Source organism: Eubacterium sp. AM05-23 (genome assembly GCF_003477535.1).
Lineage (GTDB): Bacteria > Bacillota > Clostridia > Eubacteriales > Eubacteriaceae > Eubacterium > Eubacterium maltosivorans.
Map to the genome: position 1 here is coordinate 456,246 of NZ_QUDF01000001.1, position 17,986 is coordinate 474,231.

Here is a 17,986-nt window from a genome sequence, read left to right on the forward strand (position 1 = left end):
ACCAGCCGTGCAGCTGGTCTTTTTATGGTGTATAGTTAATCCCGGCCTTTCTTGCCTGGGAATGCTGGTCCCTGCGTTTGATCCGGTAGAGCTTATGGTCCTTTACCAGGCGCGCGCCGGTCTGTTGGAAATGAAAGGCGACTCTGGCGTCAACACACTGTCTGTGCAGGCTCAGTATCCAGTCGTAATGGCATACCCGTGCATTGAGGCCGGATTCACCGCCGACGGTTACCTGGCATACCCAGGAAGGATCGAGCCAGGGAGTGAGGTCGATAGGGCCGAGCAGGGGGGAGCACACGATACTTTTATAGCGGATGGGCGCTTCTTTAAACAGCGGCAGACGGTAGTCGGTCATGGCCTGGTTTTCAACCGTACAGCAGATATGAACATTGGGATAGCCGTCGCCCCAGTCCTCAGGGATACACGCTGCAAAGCGGTGGATACGCTTTGTGATAAACAAAAAGTTTAAGTCGGAGCGCTCACGCATCATCGCCCATACCTCTGGCCGCCAGGCGTCGGCAGCGTCCAGAAAAAAGTCGGAGGTAAAGCAGGTATAAACCATTTCGCCTGGAGGGATTTTAAAGCTTCCATCCCGTTTTTTTTCAACAGCAGGTTAAAGCAGGAATTTTTAGATACCTGATGGCTGTCGCGGTTGTATTTCTCGTCCATACGGTAGACATAACAGTTCTGGCACCCAGCGCTGATCTTTTGACAGCCATGCCAGGGGTTCCAGGTAATAGACATAGGATTCTCCTTCTAAAATAATAAAAGGCGTTCCGCTTTGGAACGCCACAGGTGCTTTAAGCGCCTTAATCTTATTAATAGACAATAACAGGGGTACCGTCCTCGATACCGTTATAGATGGCCTGAGCAGCCGCATATGGTGTGTTGACACAGCCGTGCGAGCCGCTGTTGACGTATATATTGCCGCCAAAGTCTGTGCGCCAGGAGGCGTCATGAATCCCGATATCGCCGGCATACGGCATCCAGAAGGTAACGGGTGAGGCGTAGCCCTCACCCTTTAAAGTAACGTTCATCGCCTTGTAGTCAAGGCCATAAACACCACTTGGGGTGGCAAAGCCGCCGCTCAGGCTTCCTGTAACAACAGGAGTGCCAACGACCAGGCCGCCGTTTTTGTAAAACCACATGTACTGCCCGCCGAGGCTGATTTCAACATAAGTGTTTCCATAGTCTGGAGAGCTGTGGCTTGCAGCTGTCTGCGCGTAAACCGGTTCACGGGTTACAGGCTGTCCTGCCTGGATAATTGGAATGAGCGCAGCGACCTCTTCGTCCTGGTCAATCAGCCAGCCGTAATCGCCGCCGGCAATGCTGACACTGCCGCCGCCGCTAGTCTGGAAGCTTCGCGTAATGCCGTAGGTATCGTATTTATCCGATAAATTGGCCACATAGGTGGTCATGAGGTCCTGATTGAACTGAACGTCCATATTGCCGTCCACAGCCAGCCAGGTATTAATGGTATTTTTATCAAGTACCTCTGTTGCGTCGCCAAAGGTATAGGTAACCGTTGCGTTCAGATACTTGTTCATGGTATCCATCGCTTCTTTCACCTTAGCGGAATCCTTGGTAAAGGAAGGCTTTTTATAGCAGCCGGCCGCTTCCAGATCCAGCTCGGTATCGCCGGATAAAATAGCGTTTTTTACAGCGTCCTTGAGCTTGGCCGGATCCAGCTCGTTGCCGGTAACCTCTGGTTCGATCGCATAGCTTGTACCGTTGAATTTAGGATAAGCATTGGCGACCTTTACGACCTCTGCTCCAGATACAGCCTGAAGCTGGTTCAGTGCATTGGTGAGCTGAGCGTCATCGTAGCTGAAGGTCGCTTCCAGATCCTGATGACCCGACGGCACCAGAGACATGGGCCAGGCAAAAGCGTTCTGGTCATTTAACATCTGGGAAATTTTACCGTCGGAAATATAGCGCATATTGACCTGGTCTGCAGCGATGGTCTCGGTTTTTCCGCCGCGTTCCTTCAGTGTTAATGTGTGTGTCGCTGCGTTTTGCTGCATTTCCTGATCGACCTGAGCGGCCGTTTTGCCAGTGACATTGAAGCCGTTCATGGTGGTATTAAAATAGAAACGAGTGCTGAAATAAAAGCTTAAGCCAAGATAAATGGCCAGGATAATACCAATTCCAACACCGATGCCGATCCAGACCTTTTTATGGCTTTTTTTCTCTTTAGAATCCGGCGGTTCCTCGCCGTCTCCAGAATCATTGGCAGGGGTCTCCTCCTCAAAGGTGAGAATCTCGCCTGCTTGGTCGGCATCGCCTTCAGTTCCGCCCTCAGGCGGCCTGGGCGGGTCAATAACGGTTTCCTCCTGAGCCTCTGGCGCAGCAGGTTCATCAATGATGACCGCATCCTCCGGAGGGACAGGACGCTCAAAAAGAGAGGCGTTCTCAATCGCCTGCTCTTCGGGGGTACGCTCCTCGCGCTGATCTTGTAAATTCTTTTCATCCATAAGATTAAATCCTCTTTTTTGCAGTATATAATTGATTTTATCATTTTTTTAGGCAAAGGTAAATCTTTAATTTGTGAATATTAAGCCCTTCTGTGAACTTTAAGATTCATTTTGTGGACGAAGGCAGGTTGACAGGGTTACCAGGCAAAACGTATAATAAAATTATGTCTGAAGTTCGGACGACTGAAAATTTGGAGGTAAAAAACCGTGCTGGAATTTTTTATAAAGCCTGTAACGTCTGAAGGCGGCGTAAGCTATATGCCGACAGCCGCAGGATACGCGGCGCTTATCGCATTGATGGCCGTTGTGCTGGTAATCGCATCGCTTGTTGCCGGGAAAAATGAACACCGCCAGATCAGCACAAGGCATCTGACCTTTTGCGCTGCGGCCATTGCGCTGGCGGTAGTGACATCGAATATTAAGATTTTCCATTTGCCTACTGGCGGCTCTGTGACACTGTTCAGTATGCTTTTTATTACTTTGACGGGCTATTGGTATGGTCCAAAGACTGGGATTTTGGCGGCAATCGCCTATGGCATTCTGCAAATGGTAATAGACCCTTATATTTTGTATCCCCTTCAGGTGCTGGTTGACTATATACTTGCCTTTGGCGCGTTGGGCCTGTCGGGCTTTTTCACCCAGTCAAAGCATGGGCTCATAAAGGGATACCTGGCCGGTATCTGTGGCCGCTATGTGTTTGCGGTGCTTTCCGGCTGGCTGTTTTTCGGTTCCATGGCCTGGGAAGGATGGGGCGCGCTGCCCTACTCGATGGTGTACAACGCGGTCTATATTTTTTCGGAAGGCGCGCTGACAATGATTCTGCTGGCTGTTCCATCGGTATCGAAGGGACTGGCCCGTGTGCGCCAGATTGCGGAAATTTAATGCTTTGGATAAGATCAGTCTGGTTTGTTATCATTGGGATCATGTTTAAGGAACGCGGAATGCGAGAGGATTTTACAGGGAAAGTGCGGTAGTGGGTGCAGTAGTACAGACAGCAGCAGAAAAGGCAAAGCCGATATAAAAAACCTTCTTATTTATAATATAGTGAAAAACAAAAACACGCCTTGTAAGCGTGTTTTTGTATCTACAGCTCGGCCTCTTCCTTGCCGAGTTTTTTTCGTTCAACCAAACGGCCCATAAAGAAGGCTAGTATACCGACGCCGATACCCGTCTGGAGACAGAAGATCAAAGATTCCACTTCTCCAGGAAGCTCACCGTTAATCATCGTTTCAAGCACAGGCGTAAACCAGGGCTCATATTCGCCACCCTGAATTTCCTCAATCATTGTGCTGCCTGCATCGTCAGAGCCGCCGAATTCAGCGCCCTGAAGGGCGAATAGCGGTACGACAACCAGTAAAGCGACAATCACCAGGAGAACGATCACTAATTTTTTGTTTTTACTCATTTTACACTTCCTCCGATGCTAAAAAGCCGATGGATTTGAGTTCCGGGCTTGCGTAAGTTTCTAAAGCGATAACGATAATAACCGTTAAAATCCCTTCAATAATGGCCAGGGGCAGCTGAGTCGGGGCAAAGACGCCCAGGAATTTTACAGCCGATGCGGCCACACCGCCCTGTTCGGATGGGTAAGCCATCGCCAGCTGGAAACTGGTAATACAGTAGGTGAACAAATCCCCAAGCGCAGCGGCGAGAAAAACGCCAATCTTGCGGTTAACCTTCAGCTTCTGGCAGAGCTTGTAGATGCCGAAAGACACAAAGGGACCGGCAATGGCCATTGAAAAGGTGTTTGCGCCAAGGGTGGTTAAGCCGCCGTGCGCTAACAAAATGGCCTGAAATAATAAGACAATGATGCCAAGAATACTGACAGCGCTTGGTCCAAATAAGATGGCCCCAAGACCTGTACCCGTCATGTGGGAGCAGCTGCCTGTTACAGAAGGGATCTTCAGTGATGAAATAACGAAAATGAAAGCGCCTGCCATGGCCAGAAGCGTAATGGATCTTCTGTTGCCGGTTAAAGTTTTCTTGATAGAGAAAAAGCCAGCAGCTAAAAAGGGGATACAGATAACACCCCATGCAATGCAGTACCCCACAGGAAGGTAGCCCTCCATAATGTGCATTGCGTTTGCGGCGGGTACAATCCCGAATACAAGCGCCCACGCGCCCAGCAGTGTGACAAACCTTCTTTGATTCTTTGTCATTTTTACCTCCTCTAAAAATGAATTTTACCGGGCTACGATTCAATCAACAGGGCAGCAGAGCGAAAAAAAACCGCTTACCAGACGGATAAGCGGTGAAAGTACGAAATAACGAATCCTGAAACCTTATAATTTCGTCCTGACACTCAGTTATCTCCTCGTAACCAAATGTATTGCAGTTTTAATGATCAGCATCCTGACTCGACTTGCGTCTCACAGTGGCGGGACCGTTTGGGATTTACACCCAATTATGCTTTAACCATCGTTTGTGATGGAAACCATTAAAGTGTGCCGGTGTACCGGCTACGCTTTTAATTATAACACCTTGTTCCATAATGTCAATAAGAAAAGTTGAATTTTTTTAAAAAAGAGCAGAAATAATTATACACATACCCCCTATATGTATTTTGAGCGTTTAAGTTAAGAGTATAAGAAAAAAATATGGATAATCTTAAATGCTTTTTGTTTATTTGACAAAATCGTAAAAATAAACTACAATAGGTTCTGAAATTGACTTTCAAAACTTTTTGTATATAATTAATGCGTTAAAATAAATATAAGAAACAAAATAGCCATTTAAAGAATAAAACGATTATATAGAAAGAAAAGAAACGTTTTAGGAGTTTTATTACTTTAACTTATGAGAGGTTTCTGCCGCAAGGATAAGAGCAATGTAGCTGAAAGTCCAGTCAGAAGAAGAAATTTTGGAGGAAACAGATGAGTGAGTGCGCAAAACGTATCGAGGCTTTTTCAAAAAAAGATCTGCCAAAGGCAAATATCAAACGTGTCAATGTTCCGGAAGGCTTTGAACGGATTGGCGTAAACGCGTTTAAAAATTTGACAAAGCTGAAGGAGGTCAGAATCGCAGAATCCGTGAAGGAGATATGCGGCCATGCCTTCGAGGGATGCACCATGCTTTCCGCCGTCAGTCTGCCCTCAAGCCTGAAGCTTTTGGGAGAGGCCGCCTTTATGGAGTGCCGCAGAATACAGTCGCTTGAAATACCAGGGGGCGTCCAGTCCATCAAGGACCGCACCTTTAAATTCTGCCGCGGCCTGGAAAGCATCACCCTGCCGGACAGGCTTGTCCGGATCGGTGAGAATGCTTTTTACAACTGTGATAAGCTGGCGCATATCGAGCTGCCAGACACCATCGAAAGACTGCCCTTCAGAACCTTTTACATGTGCAAAAGCCTGGAATCCATCCGGTTTTCGCAAAATCTAAAATATATCGGTAAAGAAGCCTTTGTGAATTGCAGCTTTCAGCAGCTGGAGCTGCCTGAGAGCCTGGAAGTCATTGAAGAATCCGGCTTTTTAAAATGCAAAAAGCTCACAGCTTTAAAGCTGCCCAAAAACGTTAAGACCATTGGAAAATGGGCGTTTCACGGCTGCCCCAATCTCAAGAAGGTCGAGATAAGGCACAATCCCGATGAAATGGGCGAGTGGATCTTTAACCGGAACGATGTGACCGTGCATTGCTACGAGGGCTCCAAAATAGACCGCTACTGCAGGCAGTATGATTATAAGGTCCACTATATCCAGCCAGATTCTCAATGACAGACATAGCCGCCAACGCCCATGTGGGCCTCGGCCCCCTGGCCTATTACTTTAACCGAGATGTTGATAGTGATACGTTAAAAAACAGCATGAAAGACAGCTTTGTTTTTCTCGGTGCTTATCGGAATATGCCGCCCCAGATATTATAAGATGAGGGTAAAAAAATAATAGTTCCTTAATTGCGAATCGGACCCTTCAGCGGATAGCTTTAAAAATAAAAAACGCTGAAACAGACCGGAAAATGGTACTTTTAGCAACTGTATTTAAAAAAAATCAAAAATAGAGGTTGCAAAAAATAAATTATAATGCTAGAATAAGGCTTGTAAACGAGATGACAACAAATTGTATCAATTGCAGCTATTCTTTAAAGAACCACTCGTTTGCATAATTTAATAACAACTGTAATGAATTGCCGCATGATAATCATTCTGGTTATATGCAGCTAGGGTGTTTTGAGAGTTTCTCAAGACGCCTGAGGGAAGTAGGTGTGAATCCTAGTACAGAGCCGCTATCGTGATGCTTGCCGGAAACCACTGGTAAAGACGAGTCGGAAACCTGTTTGTTACAGTCTTGATGCAATTAATCCTCGTCACTAGGGTTGTTCATCGAAAATATAGACGCTCTACGGCTATTCTGGGGCTTCTATCACAGATATTCATAATCAAAAATATTGTACCGATCAAAACAGCAATTGTTTTGGTGGCGTACAGTTTATTTGAATTGGATTTCTATGATAGAGGCCCCTTTTTGTATACAAAATTTTTGACAGGAAACAGAGAGGAGGCCGTATCATGGCCAAAACAAAAACCATTACCATCGAGTGTCCAAAGTGCCGCGAAGCCTTTGAGATTAAAGGATATGAAACCATAAACGCCAGTCTAGATGAGGAGCTGAAGGCAAAGCTCATTAAGACAGAGCTGTTTAAGCACACCTGTCCAGAGTGCGGTGAGGTTTTTTCAGAACCCTATTCGCTCAAGTATCAGGACATGGAAAAAGAATACATGGTGATCCTGGATATGGGCGATGTTGATACAGCGGCGGCAGCGGAGGAGGTTTTGGAGATGTTTCCAAATTACCGGATCCGCATTGTGAAGGATGTGATGGACCTTCTGGAAAAGATTCATATCTTCGAGTCCAACCTGAACGATAAGATCATCGCCTATCTGGATCATAAGATATACGAGGACGTATCCGCAAAGCTGAGGGCTGAAAACTCGCCCATCGCCATTGACAAGGTGCTGTTTGGCAGCTTTGAGTTCCAGAAGAAAAAAGTGGTGTTCGGGGCGCTCAACAACGCTGGAAAGCAGATTTTTATCGATACCCCCTTTGCCGACTACAAAGCCCTGGCCAATTCGCCGAGGCTGGTGCCCTGCTTTAAGGAAAAAGAGGGCGAGTACGTGATTGATAAAGCCTGGGCAGAAGCGCTGGCGTAGCAAGGTTTACAATGCTTGCTCCAAAGTGGAGCACAGCAGAAAGATAAATGGTAATATTTCAAAAATATGATGCTGTGAGAATGGGAAAAGAGTGAGTTTTATCGAAGAAGGTAAAAGTGTGAAGGAGGCACCTGCCCGCCGTTAAAAGGGCAGGAAAAAGGACCGCTGGAAGGCCTAATTTCCAAACGGTCCCATGAAGTCTGATATTTCCTATAGACTTCATAATTATATCTCATTTACGGCTCTTGGGCAATCCCTTTAAGGAAAGCCCGATTCAAAAACGAAAAAATAAATTTTAAAGGAGATTTTAATTATGGCATTCGCAAAATCAGCAAAAAGAGGTTTAGCACTTTTAGGTTCAGCAGCAATGATGGTAGGATTCGCAGCTCCGACATTCGCAGCACAGGTACAGACCGCGGACGCAGGAACCAAGACCGTCTATGTACAGGTGGATAGAAAAGTGTTTGGAGGTTCAAATGATAAATTAATTGGACCAGTGAAAGTGACCAATGTTCCTTCAGACGCTAAAATCATTGATATCTTAAAGGTGGCCAGCAACTATGACGCGGCTCCGGCAGACGCAAAACCAATCCAGTACTCGGCCTCTACCTGGGGTACCTATATTTCCGCATTCAGAGATACCGCTACTCCTGCTTTTGACCAGGCAGCTTATAAGGCAGCCAATGGCTATACCGATGCGATTTTTGACGCTTCCATGATCTACCCAAGCCCGAGCGACAATTACCTGGCAGGCTCTGAATACTCTGGCGTTTCCGGCTGGATGTTCTCAGTAAATGATGAAACCATGTATGGTGGCGATCAGTATTACAATGCTGACACAACCGCTGCCAACATTCCAAACGATGGCGTTATCCATTTTGAGTACTCCATCAACATGGGTGCTGATGTTGGCCTGAATGATGTTGCGTTGCCAACCATTATCAAAGAAGGCGACTATGGTCCGGAATACGATTGGGTTAATGGTTTGGTAAACAAAACAAAAGGTGATAGATCATACACTCCGGAAACAATTAGAGCAACTACAAGCTCTACTATCGCGTGGCCATCAGCCAACTAAGCATTCCACAACATTTAATTTGAAATAAGAACAGGTATAAGCGAGGGACGGTACCGTCTCCCGCTTATACCGTTTTATAGCAATAGTAGAGTAGAGGGAAAGAATATGCGAAAAAAGGTAATCAGTTTACTCTTAACACTCAGCATCATTCTTGGTGGGCTTCTGCCAGGCATGGCCTGGGCGGAGACGGGCAGTACATGGAACCCGTCAGGGGATATTTATAAAATCAGCACAGCGGACGATTTAGTGAATTTCCTGAATGGCCTTGAGAAGAATGGCGGTTATAAAGATAAAACCATCCAATTAGAAACAGATATTAACATTGATGACAGCGCCGTTGCCTACGACAGTGCGGCGGCTTCTTATAAATTCTGCGGTGTCTTTGACGGTCAGGGGCATACCATCTCCTGCACGCAGGACAAGACAACTGGGCTTTTTCAGTCCCTGGGGGACACCGGACAGGCTGGCGTCATCAGAAATCTTCATTTAAACTGGAGCATTAAGGACTCTGTTGTCAAAAAAGCTTATGGACTGCTGTGCAATACAGTGTATGGCGGCGAAAGCATCATTGAGAACTGCTTTGTTGAAGGAAAAATAGCAGTTACCGGTGCATACTGTAATGCGGGCGGCCTGGTCGGGACGCTTGACAAAAATATCCAGGGTCAGCCAACTGTCAAGAACTGTCTTGTGGAGGCGGAAGTCAGCACAACCCTTAATACAGGCGGCCTTAACAGTATTGGCGTGATTAATGCTGAAAACAGCCTTTTCACGGGAACACTGGAAGGAAAAACTGTGCGCGGGCTCACCCTGGATACCAGCACGGTGACCAATGCTTATTACGACAGTACAAAGGTAACCAATGCGACCTACAAAGATCCAGGTAAAACCACTGAGGAACTGATGGTTTTAAAGACCCAGGATAACCTGTATGCAGGCTGGGATGATTCGGTCTGGAGCTTTAAGGAAGGCGGTTACCCGGTCCTCAAGCTTTTTCAAGCCGTTGAGCCCTCGGGCGATACATGGGATCCCAATCCTGCAGATGGGGTCTATAAGCTCAGCACCGCCAGCGACCTGGTGAATTTTATGAATAGTCTTGAAAAAAACGACTATGATGGAAAGCAGGTCATTCTGCTGAAAAATATCGACGCCAATTTGGCAGAGTTTGATGCTGCGGCTTCTTCCTATGGGTTCTGCGGCACCTTCGACGGCCAGGGCCATACCATTTCCAGCAGCAGTGAAAAGAACACGGGCCTTTTTAAAGCGCTGGGGAAAACCGGAAAGGCCGGCGTCATCAAAAATCTGGGGCTGGACTGGAATGTTAAGGATACAACCCAGTCGAGAGCAGCCTTTGGCCTGCTCTGCAATACCATCTACAGTGGTGACAGCGTCATTGAAAACTGCACCGTAGAAGGTAAGCTGACTGTGACGGGCCCAACCTGTAATGCTGGCGGCCTGGTCGGGACGCTTGCTCAAAATATTGCAGGTCAGCCAACCGTCAAAAACTGTTTGGTAAAAGCCGATGTCGATACAACCTACAGCGTTGGCGGTTTGAACGCAGTCGGCGCACTCAAGGCTGAAAACAGCCTGTTTGTGGGAACCTTAGGTGGAAGGAATATTCGCGGGCTCACCATGAATACCAGCACGGTGACCAACGCTTATTACGACAGCACAAAGGTGACCAGCGCAGCTTATACAGAACCGGGCAAAACCACTGAAGAATTGACGGTTTTAAAGACCAAGGATAACCTGTACAAGGACTGGGACGATTCGGTCTGGTTCTTTAAGGAAGGGGACTACCCCAGCCTGAACCAGTTCGGCTCGGTTGACGGCCTTTTCTCACTTGTAACCAAAGCCAAAGAAATCAGCAACAACGGCGGGCTCTACACAGATGAAAGCTTTGCCGCCCTCCAGGAAGCCATAAAAAAGGCGGAGGATTTTATAGCGGCGGGCGATACCTGCAAGCAGACCGAGGTGGCGGCGCAGACTGAGGCGCTCCAGTCGGCAATGGACGGTTTGAAGTACAACGTTGACCAGCAGACGCTCAAGGACAAGGTAAACGAGTATAAAGGCCTCGTTTTGAATAAGGACCAGTATGAAGATGGAGCGGTCGATGCCTTTAACAGCGTCCTCACAAAGGCGGAGGAAACAGCCAATAAGCCAAATCCTTCGGGTGAGGAGATCGCGGAAGCCTACAAAGCGCTCATAGACGCCAAGGATACCCTCGACGCCAAGGAATATGCGGACCAGGGAGATAAACAGGCTCTGGCAGACGCCATCACAGCTTCCGAAGCCAGCCACCCAGAGGTGGATTATACGGCGGACAGCTATAAGGCCTACGCCAGCGCTCTGGAGTCAGCCAAAAAAACAGCGGCCAAGAATCCTTTATTTAAAAAAGAAGCGGATGAAGCCCTGAAGAGTCTCCAAACAGCCGAGAGCGCACTGGCCCTGGCGCCAGTCAGCAAAAAAGCTCTGGACAGCGCCATTAGCAATGCGGAAGCTCTGGACAGCAGCCTCTACACAGCCACAAGCTACAATGCCTTTAAGGAAAAGATAGCTGAGGCCAAGGCAGTGTCCGAAGACCCGGCGGTAGACCGCCAGTCCGTAGTCAACGCCCAGGTCGAGGCGCTGAACACAGCGCGGGAGGCGCTGGTACCCGCGGCAGACCTTACGGAGCTGAAGAATCAGATTGAACGCTCCGCTTATTTTCTGGCACGGCCATACACCGATGAAAGTCTGAGCCACTATCAGGCCATGCTGGAAGCCGCAGAGGCCTACAATAACCAGGACGTTCCGGCAACCAGCCAGGCCCAGGTAAACCAGGCGGCGGCCGACCTGCTTAACGCCAGCGTCCAGCTGGTCACCACAGACCCGGCCAACACCTTCCACGCCGAAAGGGGCGAGTTTGTCATCAGTACCCTGGACGACCTCAACGCTTTCCGTATGTATCTGAATTACTACGCCTTTGACGGTGAGACCGTTGTGCTTAACAATGATATCGACGCCGCGGGTGACGGCCTGCTAACCTTGGAAGTGCTCGAAGACTTCTCTGGAAGCGATTATAATAACCGTGCTTTTACCGGTACCTTTGACGGCCAGGGGCACAGTATCCTGAATTTTCATGATAACCATGTGGGCCTGTTCTATCAGCTGGGACTCCGGGATTATTCTGATGAATACGGAGGAAAACCGGCAGTCGTCAGGAATCTTCATCTCAATGTGAATGTTGATAATATCCCGAAATATTATGACGGATCAAATCAGGAGTATCGCTACGCGCCGTTGGCCTCAAACTTATACAGCCACGAGACTCTGGTGGAAAACTGCTGGATTGACGGGCAGATAAAAAAAGAGGACGGTTTTGTACATGCTGTCGTCGCTAAAAATTATATGGGACAGTACCGCAACTGTCTGATTGCCCCCAATATAACAGCAAAGGGTGCGTGGGTCTTTTCAGGCTCGAACGAGGGGCTGACAGTTGAAAACTGTCTGGTCAATGGAGCGATTCAAGTAGATCGGATTCTGGGGATATTTGAAGCGTCTTATTCACATGAAAACATCAAAGTAAATAACAGCTTTTATAACTCGGATATCATTGGGGCCTCTGAGGGAAAAGACGCCCAATATGCCAAAACTGGTGAGGAGCTGAAAAAAGCAGCCACCTTTGCCGAATGGCCAAAGGAAACCTGGAAGATTGTGGACGGCGAGTTCCCAATGCTGCGGGCCTTTACCGACCAGGCGGATACCAGCGCGCTGAGCGCCAAGCTGGACGAAGCTAAAGGCAAAACAGAAGCCAGCTACACACCGGCGAGCTTTGAGGCGCTTCAGACAGCCATCGTCTCCGCCGAGGCGGTGCTGGGTGATCTGGACGCTACCCAGGAGGCTGTTGACGATCAGGTACAGGCCCTTCAGACAGCCCTTGACGGGCTCATTGAAGTGCCGGACAAAGCCGGACTGCAGGCTCTGATCACCCAGGCAGAGGCCAGATTGTTGGAGGAAGGCTACACGGCCTCCAGCTATACCGGCCTGCGGACCGCTCTGGAAGCAGCCTCGGCTGTCAATGAAAATCCTGAAGCCAGCAAGGCGATGGTGGAAGAACAGCAGACTCTGCTCAACACGGCTTTAGAAGGAATGAAGGAAGCCGCGGACATTACCGCGCTTCAGGCTGAAATCAAAAAAGCGGACAGCTTTGCCCAGAAAAAGGACAGCTACAGCGCAGATTCCTACGCGGCCTTTAAGGCAGCTCTGGACGCCGCTGGCGAGCTGAACAGCGCGGATACCGAAAAGGATCAGCAAAAAGAAGTCGATCAGGCTGTAGAAAACCTGAAGGCAGCCGAAGCGCGTCTGGTTTTTGTGGGAGACCTGAACCAGCTGCTGGAAGAATACAGCGGCTTAAAGGCGTCGGATTACACCACAGCTGCCTGGACCGAATTTGAGGCGGTGATGGCCAAAGCGTCTGAAACTGCCGCCAAAGGAGACATAACCCAGGAAGAAACCAACAGCACGGCCAATGCCTTAATCGCGGCCAAGGCAGCCCTTGACATGAATAAACTGGGCGATAGGGGGCTTCTGGAAACAGCGGTGAAAGAAGCGAGAGAAGCGGTTAATCCTGAAAATAAGGACAGCTATAAACCAACGACCTACGCGCCCTATGAGGCGGCCTTGGCTGAAGCGGAGACTCTTTTAAAGAAGAACGAGCTGACAGAGACGGAGGTGTCTGAAGCCATCGAAAAGCTGAACACAGCCAGGGACAACGTCGAGCTCAGAGCAGATACCAAAAACCTGCAGGTGCTGTATGACCAGGCAAAGGACAAGGATGAAAAAGCCTATACCGAAGCTACTTACGCCAGCCTGGCACAGGCCATTAAAGCGGCAGAGACAGCGCTTGCAAACCCAGATACCAGCCAGGAAATGGTCGCATCTGCGGAGTCGGCCTTAAGCAAAGCTCTGACAGGCCTGAGGATGCCTGTCAAGGAAACTTTTGACGGTTATGAGGTAATTACGGAGGTTCCGGACGGCACGAAGCTGACAGTAGAAAAAGCCGGAGACATCGGAGCGGTGCAGAACACGATAGCCCAGAAGTACGAAAATGGTACTTTGGCAGCCTTGTTCCACATCACAGCAGAACCGGCCCTGCCCGACGGTATGAAGCTTAAAATCACGCTTAAGATACCGAAAGAAGCCCAGGGTTACGACCGCTATGTTATTTACCACAAGCCTGCAGACAAACCGGAAGAATACCTTGAAAACGTGTCTTTCGACAAAGATCAGAATACATTGACCTTTGAGAGCACCCTGTCGGATTTTGGAATTGTGGGTCTTAAAAATACCCAGGGCGGCGGCCAGCCAGTCAATCCGGATAACACCGGAAACGGCGGCCAGTCCCAGAATTCTGTCAACAGCGCAGGTACTGGAGCCACCGCAGGAGGAACAAAAAACACCAATACCGGTATCGCCGCAGACAACACAGGGGTTTACCTTGCTGTGGGACTGCTGGCGCTGGCAGCCGCAGGCGGCATTGCAGTCAGCAGAAAGCGGATTGGTAAAAAATAAAATAACAAGTTGACCAGAAAGCAGACTTCTGCTTTCGTGTGTACCAAAAGGACACCTGAATCAGGTGTTCTTTTGGTACGTGTAACAGAGATGCTTATCTTTATAAAAGGTTTGAGTACGAAAGGAACATTAATAATGGAAGGTTTAAGGAAAACCAAGCCCGCAAAATGGCTGTGCTTTTTTCTGGCGCTGCTGCTGACACTGACCTGTTTTACCCCCTTTGCCAGGGCAGAGGAAAACACCAGTCAGGAAGCTGGAAACACCGTGCTGGCAGACACTGCACAGCCGGAAGCACAGGCAGTGTCTGAGGAAAAGGGGACGCCGTCCTTAAAGCAGGACGCCGAGGGCAACTACCTTATCGGGTCTGTCGAGGATCTGAATACGCTAAGAGCAGACATAGTCAGGGATATTGAGTATGAAAACGAACACCTGCTGCTGACAGCCGATATTGACGCCGGGAACCTGACCCCTTATCCAGAGCTGCCCCCAACCGATGAGCCCTACACTACAAGCGAAGGTCTCTTCGGCTATATTTTCAGAGGGAAGCTCAACGGTATGGGGCATAAGATTTATAACTTTAAAGACAGCGGCTCCGGTCTGTTTGATGTTCTGGCGCCAGGCGCACAGATTGGTAATCTGACCGTTGAAGCCAATGTGAATTTTACAAAGGACACAAAAAAACTCCGGTCTTCTACTTACGGTGTTATTGCCAACATGATGCCGGGCGCCTGGATACAGCGCTGCGCGACCACGGGTTCTGTCACCATCCAGAGTGATTATCAGGGATATGTAGGCTTTAGTGGAATGGTTGATTTCGCTAATCCTCCCAAGGAAGCGAACGTCTCCAACAGCAGTGAGTACAAAGGTACTATTGAGGATTCTTATTCTACCATTGTTTTTACTAACAACACCCAGTCATCAGCCAATTTTTATGGAATTGGCCCAGGGGTGCAAGTCCTCAAAAACTGTTTCTTTGCCGGGAGCTTTAAGGGCAAGGTTAATAAGGAAATCTCTCAGCCGCTGGCGCGGATGTCGACTGCAAACGAAAATATGGAGAGCTGTTATTTTGACAGCCTAAAGATCAGCACACTGCCTGCAAATGCGCAGGGTGAAAAGGTACCTACCTATAAGATGCGGAGTCAGGAAACCTTTAAAGGCTGGGACTTTGGACAAATCTGGAAAATGGGCGACGATCACCCAGTACTGAACACGGGCTATACCATTTTGAAGGACAAGGTGATCCTGGATACAGAGGTGGTGCTGGAGCCTCGCGTCTACAGCGAAGCCCTTGGCGGTGATTCCACCTTAACCCGTGTGCAGGATATCAAAATAAAGACCGATCTGGGCGGTAATCCACATCAGGTTACCATTGATTATGAGGAGACCCCAGACACCAAAAACACCTTCTATGTTGGTATGATGGGCGATCATGCGCGGGGCCTGGCCCAGTTTGACAAGGTCGAGGTAAAGTATACCGAAAATGATGAGGCAGAGTACTATTTGCCTTCGGATTTTTATAAATACGCTGACCGCAAGCAGGCAGAGGCCTGGGGAAGCTTCACCCAGGATGGGACCGTCCTGTCCGACGATCAAAAACAGGAGCTTATTGACCAGGCTAAAAAGGCCTGCGATTTGATTTTTGACTACAAGCTGGGCAGTACTCCCGATGCGGCGACTGTGGCCAGCGACTCATGGCTTGTTTTTTCTGCGGCGCGTTGTAATTATAAGGTGCCAGATGGCTTCTGGGACCAGGTATACAAGCAGTATGAAGCCCGCTACGCGGCCTATAAGGCGCAGGGACAGGTGGATGGCTTCGACACCTCCGATACCGCGAAAGATGTTCTGGCCATCAGTGCCATTGGATATGATCCCAGAAATGTCGGCGGCTATGACTTGCTGGACGTCATCATTAACCACAGCGGCGACAGGGATTACTTTGCCAGCCAGACAGCTGCGTTCGCCATGTATTCCAACGATTTTGATGAAAGCCAGTACGGCTATAGCATGGCGGACTATGTAAAATCAAAGGTCACGCCCATTGAGGTGGATGCGGACGGCGTAAAGGTTGAAAAAGACCAGGCAGCTGATATGTGGACAATGGCCTGGCAGCCTCTTATGTTTTTCTATGATCCCAACGCACAGGAGGGCAGCGAATGGTATGACCTTAAGCTTTTTGTGGAAGATGGCTTAAACCAGATATCGGCAGCACAGACCTATATGGGTAACTGCTGGGGAGGATACATCAACTCAGCGGATTCTACCGGCAAGCCAAAGTATGATATTACCAACACCTGGACAAACGCCCAGGTTCAGATCAGTGTTGGGCTGGCCGGGATCGACCCCTTTGACGCCCGGTTTGTCAAAAACGGAAATACGTTGATCACACGTGCTGTTTCTTTCTTTGAAGGGGGCCAGGTCGGAGGTGATGTAAAAGGCGGCGAATCCGCCCAGGTAGCACGTGGTTTAAATTCCATTATACGAGCCTATGAACAAAACCCTCATAATTTGTTTGACTGCCGCGACGTTGAAGACTCTACGGTTCAGATTAATAACGCCATTGGCGCTCTGCCGGAGGCGGCAGCCATAACCGAAGAAAAACGCCAGGATTTTGACCAGTGCTGGGAACAGTACAACAAGCTGAACGATACGCAAAAATCGAATATTTCAAATACGAACAAAGAAAAACTGCAGGCCATCTATGAAAAATTCTATCCAGATGAAAATCTTGAGAGTGCTTTGGAGCTTGCGAAGACAGAATTAAGTAAGAGCAATGTGTCTGAAATCTATACTCAGGACAGTATTAACAATCTGAAAGCGGCAGTTGAAGCAGCTGAGAAGGTTCAGAAAGATACCCAGGCGACTTCTGAGCAGAAAGCCGAGCAGGCCAGTAAGCTGAGAAAGGCAGTGGAAGCGTTGGTCACCACGGAAGCGGAGGATATGAAAAAGGTTGAGACTGCCATTGACCAGATCAAACCCTTCACAACCCTTGAAGGCCGTAAGCCGGTAGATACAGCGAAGGACCTTTATGATAAGCTGAAATACGACGAGTCTCGTGAAAGAATTAAAAACAGAGATACGCTCTTGTCCAACGTTACAGCGGTTGAGGGCCTGGAAGCGGCGGGAGACAGTCTTAAAGCAGCTATTGCAGCGGCCAAGGAACAGCTTGCTCAAACAGATAAGTATCTGGCATCCAGCATAGAAGCTGCCAGACAGTATATTACCATCGCAGAGAAAGTAGACGTACAAACATCCACAGTTCAGGAGCTTGCAAATGCTCAGATTACTTTGGAGCGTTATGTGAACGATACCCTCAAAGAACAGCCGGATAAAACGGAGCTGAACAACAAGATCGCAGAGATCACAGAAAAGATGAAGGCTCTCGATGAGAAAGATTATTCTGCGGAAAAGTGGAAAACGCTGGAGGATGCGCTGAGTACGGCAAAAGACGTGGCTGAAAGCAACGATGCTGACGGCGGCGCGGTTACAAGCGCCATTGAAGGGCTGGACAATGCGTTTAATGGATTGGAAGAAGATGTGATGCTCGGTGATGTTAATGGTGACGGCGAGGTAACAGCCCGTGACGCTTTAATGGTAATGCGCGCTGTTAATGGAAAAGTAAACTTGACAGAAACACAGAAAAAAGCAGCGGATGTCGTTGCTGATGGTGAGATTACAGCCCGTGACGCTTTATTGATTCAAAAAGTTGTCAATGGAAAAGCATCGTTTAAATAAAAATTAAGG

10 protein-coding genes, 1 pseudogene and 1 riboswitch are annotated in these 17,986 nt (G+C 48.5%); of the genes and pseudogenes, 7 read left to right on the top strand and 4 right to left on the bottom strand.

The window, feature by feature from the left end:
* Positions 1-22 precede the first annotated feature (22 nt).
* Positions 23-744: pseudogene (locus tag DW091_RS02070) on the bottom strand (DUF5131 family protein).
* 74 nt (positions 745-818) lie between these two features.
* The gene (locus DW091_RS02075; RefSeq protein WP_118517261.1) at positions 819-2,474 is read right to left on the bottom strand and encodes a peptidoglycan binding domain-containing protein; all 1,656 of its coding nucleotides are present in this window, start codon (positions 2,472-2,474) and stop codon (positions 819-821) included.
* Positions 2,475-2,681: 207 nt separating this feature from the next.
* Between DW091_RS02075 and DW091_RS02080 the strand changes: the two genes are divergently transcribed.
* The gene (locus DW091_RS02080) at positions 2,682-3,356 is read left to right on the top strand and encodes an energy-coupled thiamine transporter ThiT (protein WP_224168724.1); all 675 of its coding nucleotides are present in this window, start codon (positions 2,682-2,684) and stop codon (positions 3,354-3,356) included.
* A gap of 202 nt (positions 3,357-3,558) precedes the next feature.
* On the opposite strand, the gene DW091_RS02085 is transcribed toward DW091_RS02080, so the two are convergent.
* Both DW091_RS02085 and DW091_RS02090 read right to left on the bottom strand, forming a co-directional pair.
* Positions 3,559-3,879 carry an energy-coupling factor ABC transporter substrate-binding protein gene (locus DW091_RS02085; RefSeq protein ID WP_013382165.1) on the bottom strand — a complete coding sequence of 107 codons (321 nt, stop codon included), beginning with the start codon at positions 3,877-3,879 and terminating at the stop codon, positions 3,559-3,561.
* 1 nt (position 3,880) lies between these two features.
* Entirely contained in the window at positions 3,881-4,633 is a 753-nt protein-coding gene (locus tag DW091_RS02090) for an energy-coupling factor ABC transporter permease (protein ID WP_013382164.1), read from the bottom strand.
* Between the two features lie 165 nt (positions 4,634-4,798).
* Positions 4,799-4,928, bottom strand: a riboswitch (cobalamin riboswitch).
* Between the two features lie 419 nt (positions 4,929-5,347).
* On the opposite strand from DW091_RS02090, the gene DW091_RS02095 reads away from it, so the two are divergent.
* The 6 genes from DW091_RS02095 to DW091_RS02115 all read left to right on the top strand — a co-directional run bounded on the left by DW091_RS02095 (position 5,348) and on the right by DW091_RS02115 (position 17,977).
* Complete coding sequence (locus DW091_RS02095; RefSeq protein ID WP_013382163.1) at positions 5,348-6,184, top strand: leucine-rich repeat domain-containing protein; 837 nt, start codon at positions 5,348-5,350, stop codon at positions 6,182-6,184.
* The gene (locus DW091_RS19980) at positions 6,181-6,333 is read left to right on the top strand and encodes a hypothetical protein (protein WP_013382162.1); all 153 of its coding nucleotides are present in this window, start codon (positions 6,181-6,183) and stop codon (positions 6,331-6,333) included. Before DW091_RS02095 ends, DW091_RS19980 begins: the two co-directional genes overlap by 4 nt.
* A gap of 642 nt (positions 6,334-6,975) precedes the next feature.
* Positions 6,976-7,617, top strand: coding sequence for a CpXC domain-containing protein (locus tag DW091_RS02100; protein WP_074617545.1), 642 nt, complete (start codon positions 6,976-6,978; stop codon positions 7,615-7,617).
* A gap of 367 nt (positions 7,618-7,984) precedes the next feature.
* Positions 7,985-8,695, top strand: a complete 711-nt coding sequence (locus DW091_RS02105) for a hypothetical protein (protein ID WP_133067056.1) — start codon at positions 7,985-7,987, stop codon at positions 8,693-8,695.
* A gap of 105 nt (positions 8,696-8,800) precedes the next feature.
* Positions 8,801-14,245, top strand: coding sequence for an FIVAR domain-containing protein (locus tag DW091_RS02110; RefSeq protein WP_118517262.1), 5,445 nt, complete (start codon positions 8,801-8,803; stop codon positions 14,243-14,245).
* A gap of 135 nt (positions 14,246-14,380) precedes the next feature.
* Positions 14,381-17,977, top strand: a complete 3,597-nt coding sequence (locus DW091_RS02115) for a dockerin type I repeat-containing protein (RefSeq protein WP_158577806.1) — start codon at positions 14,381-14,383, stop codon at positions 17,975-17,977.
* The last annotated feature ends 9 nt before the right edge of the window (positions 17,978-17,986 follow it).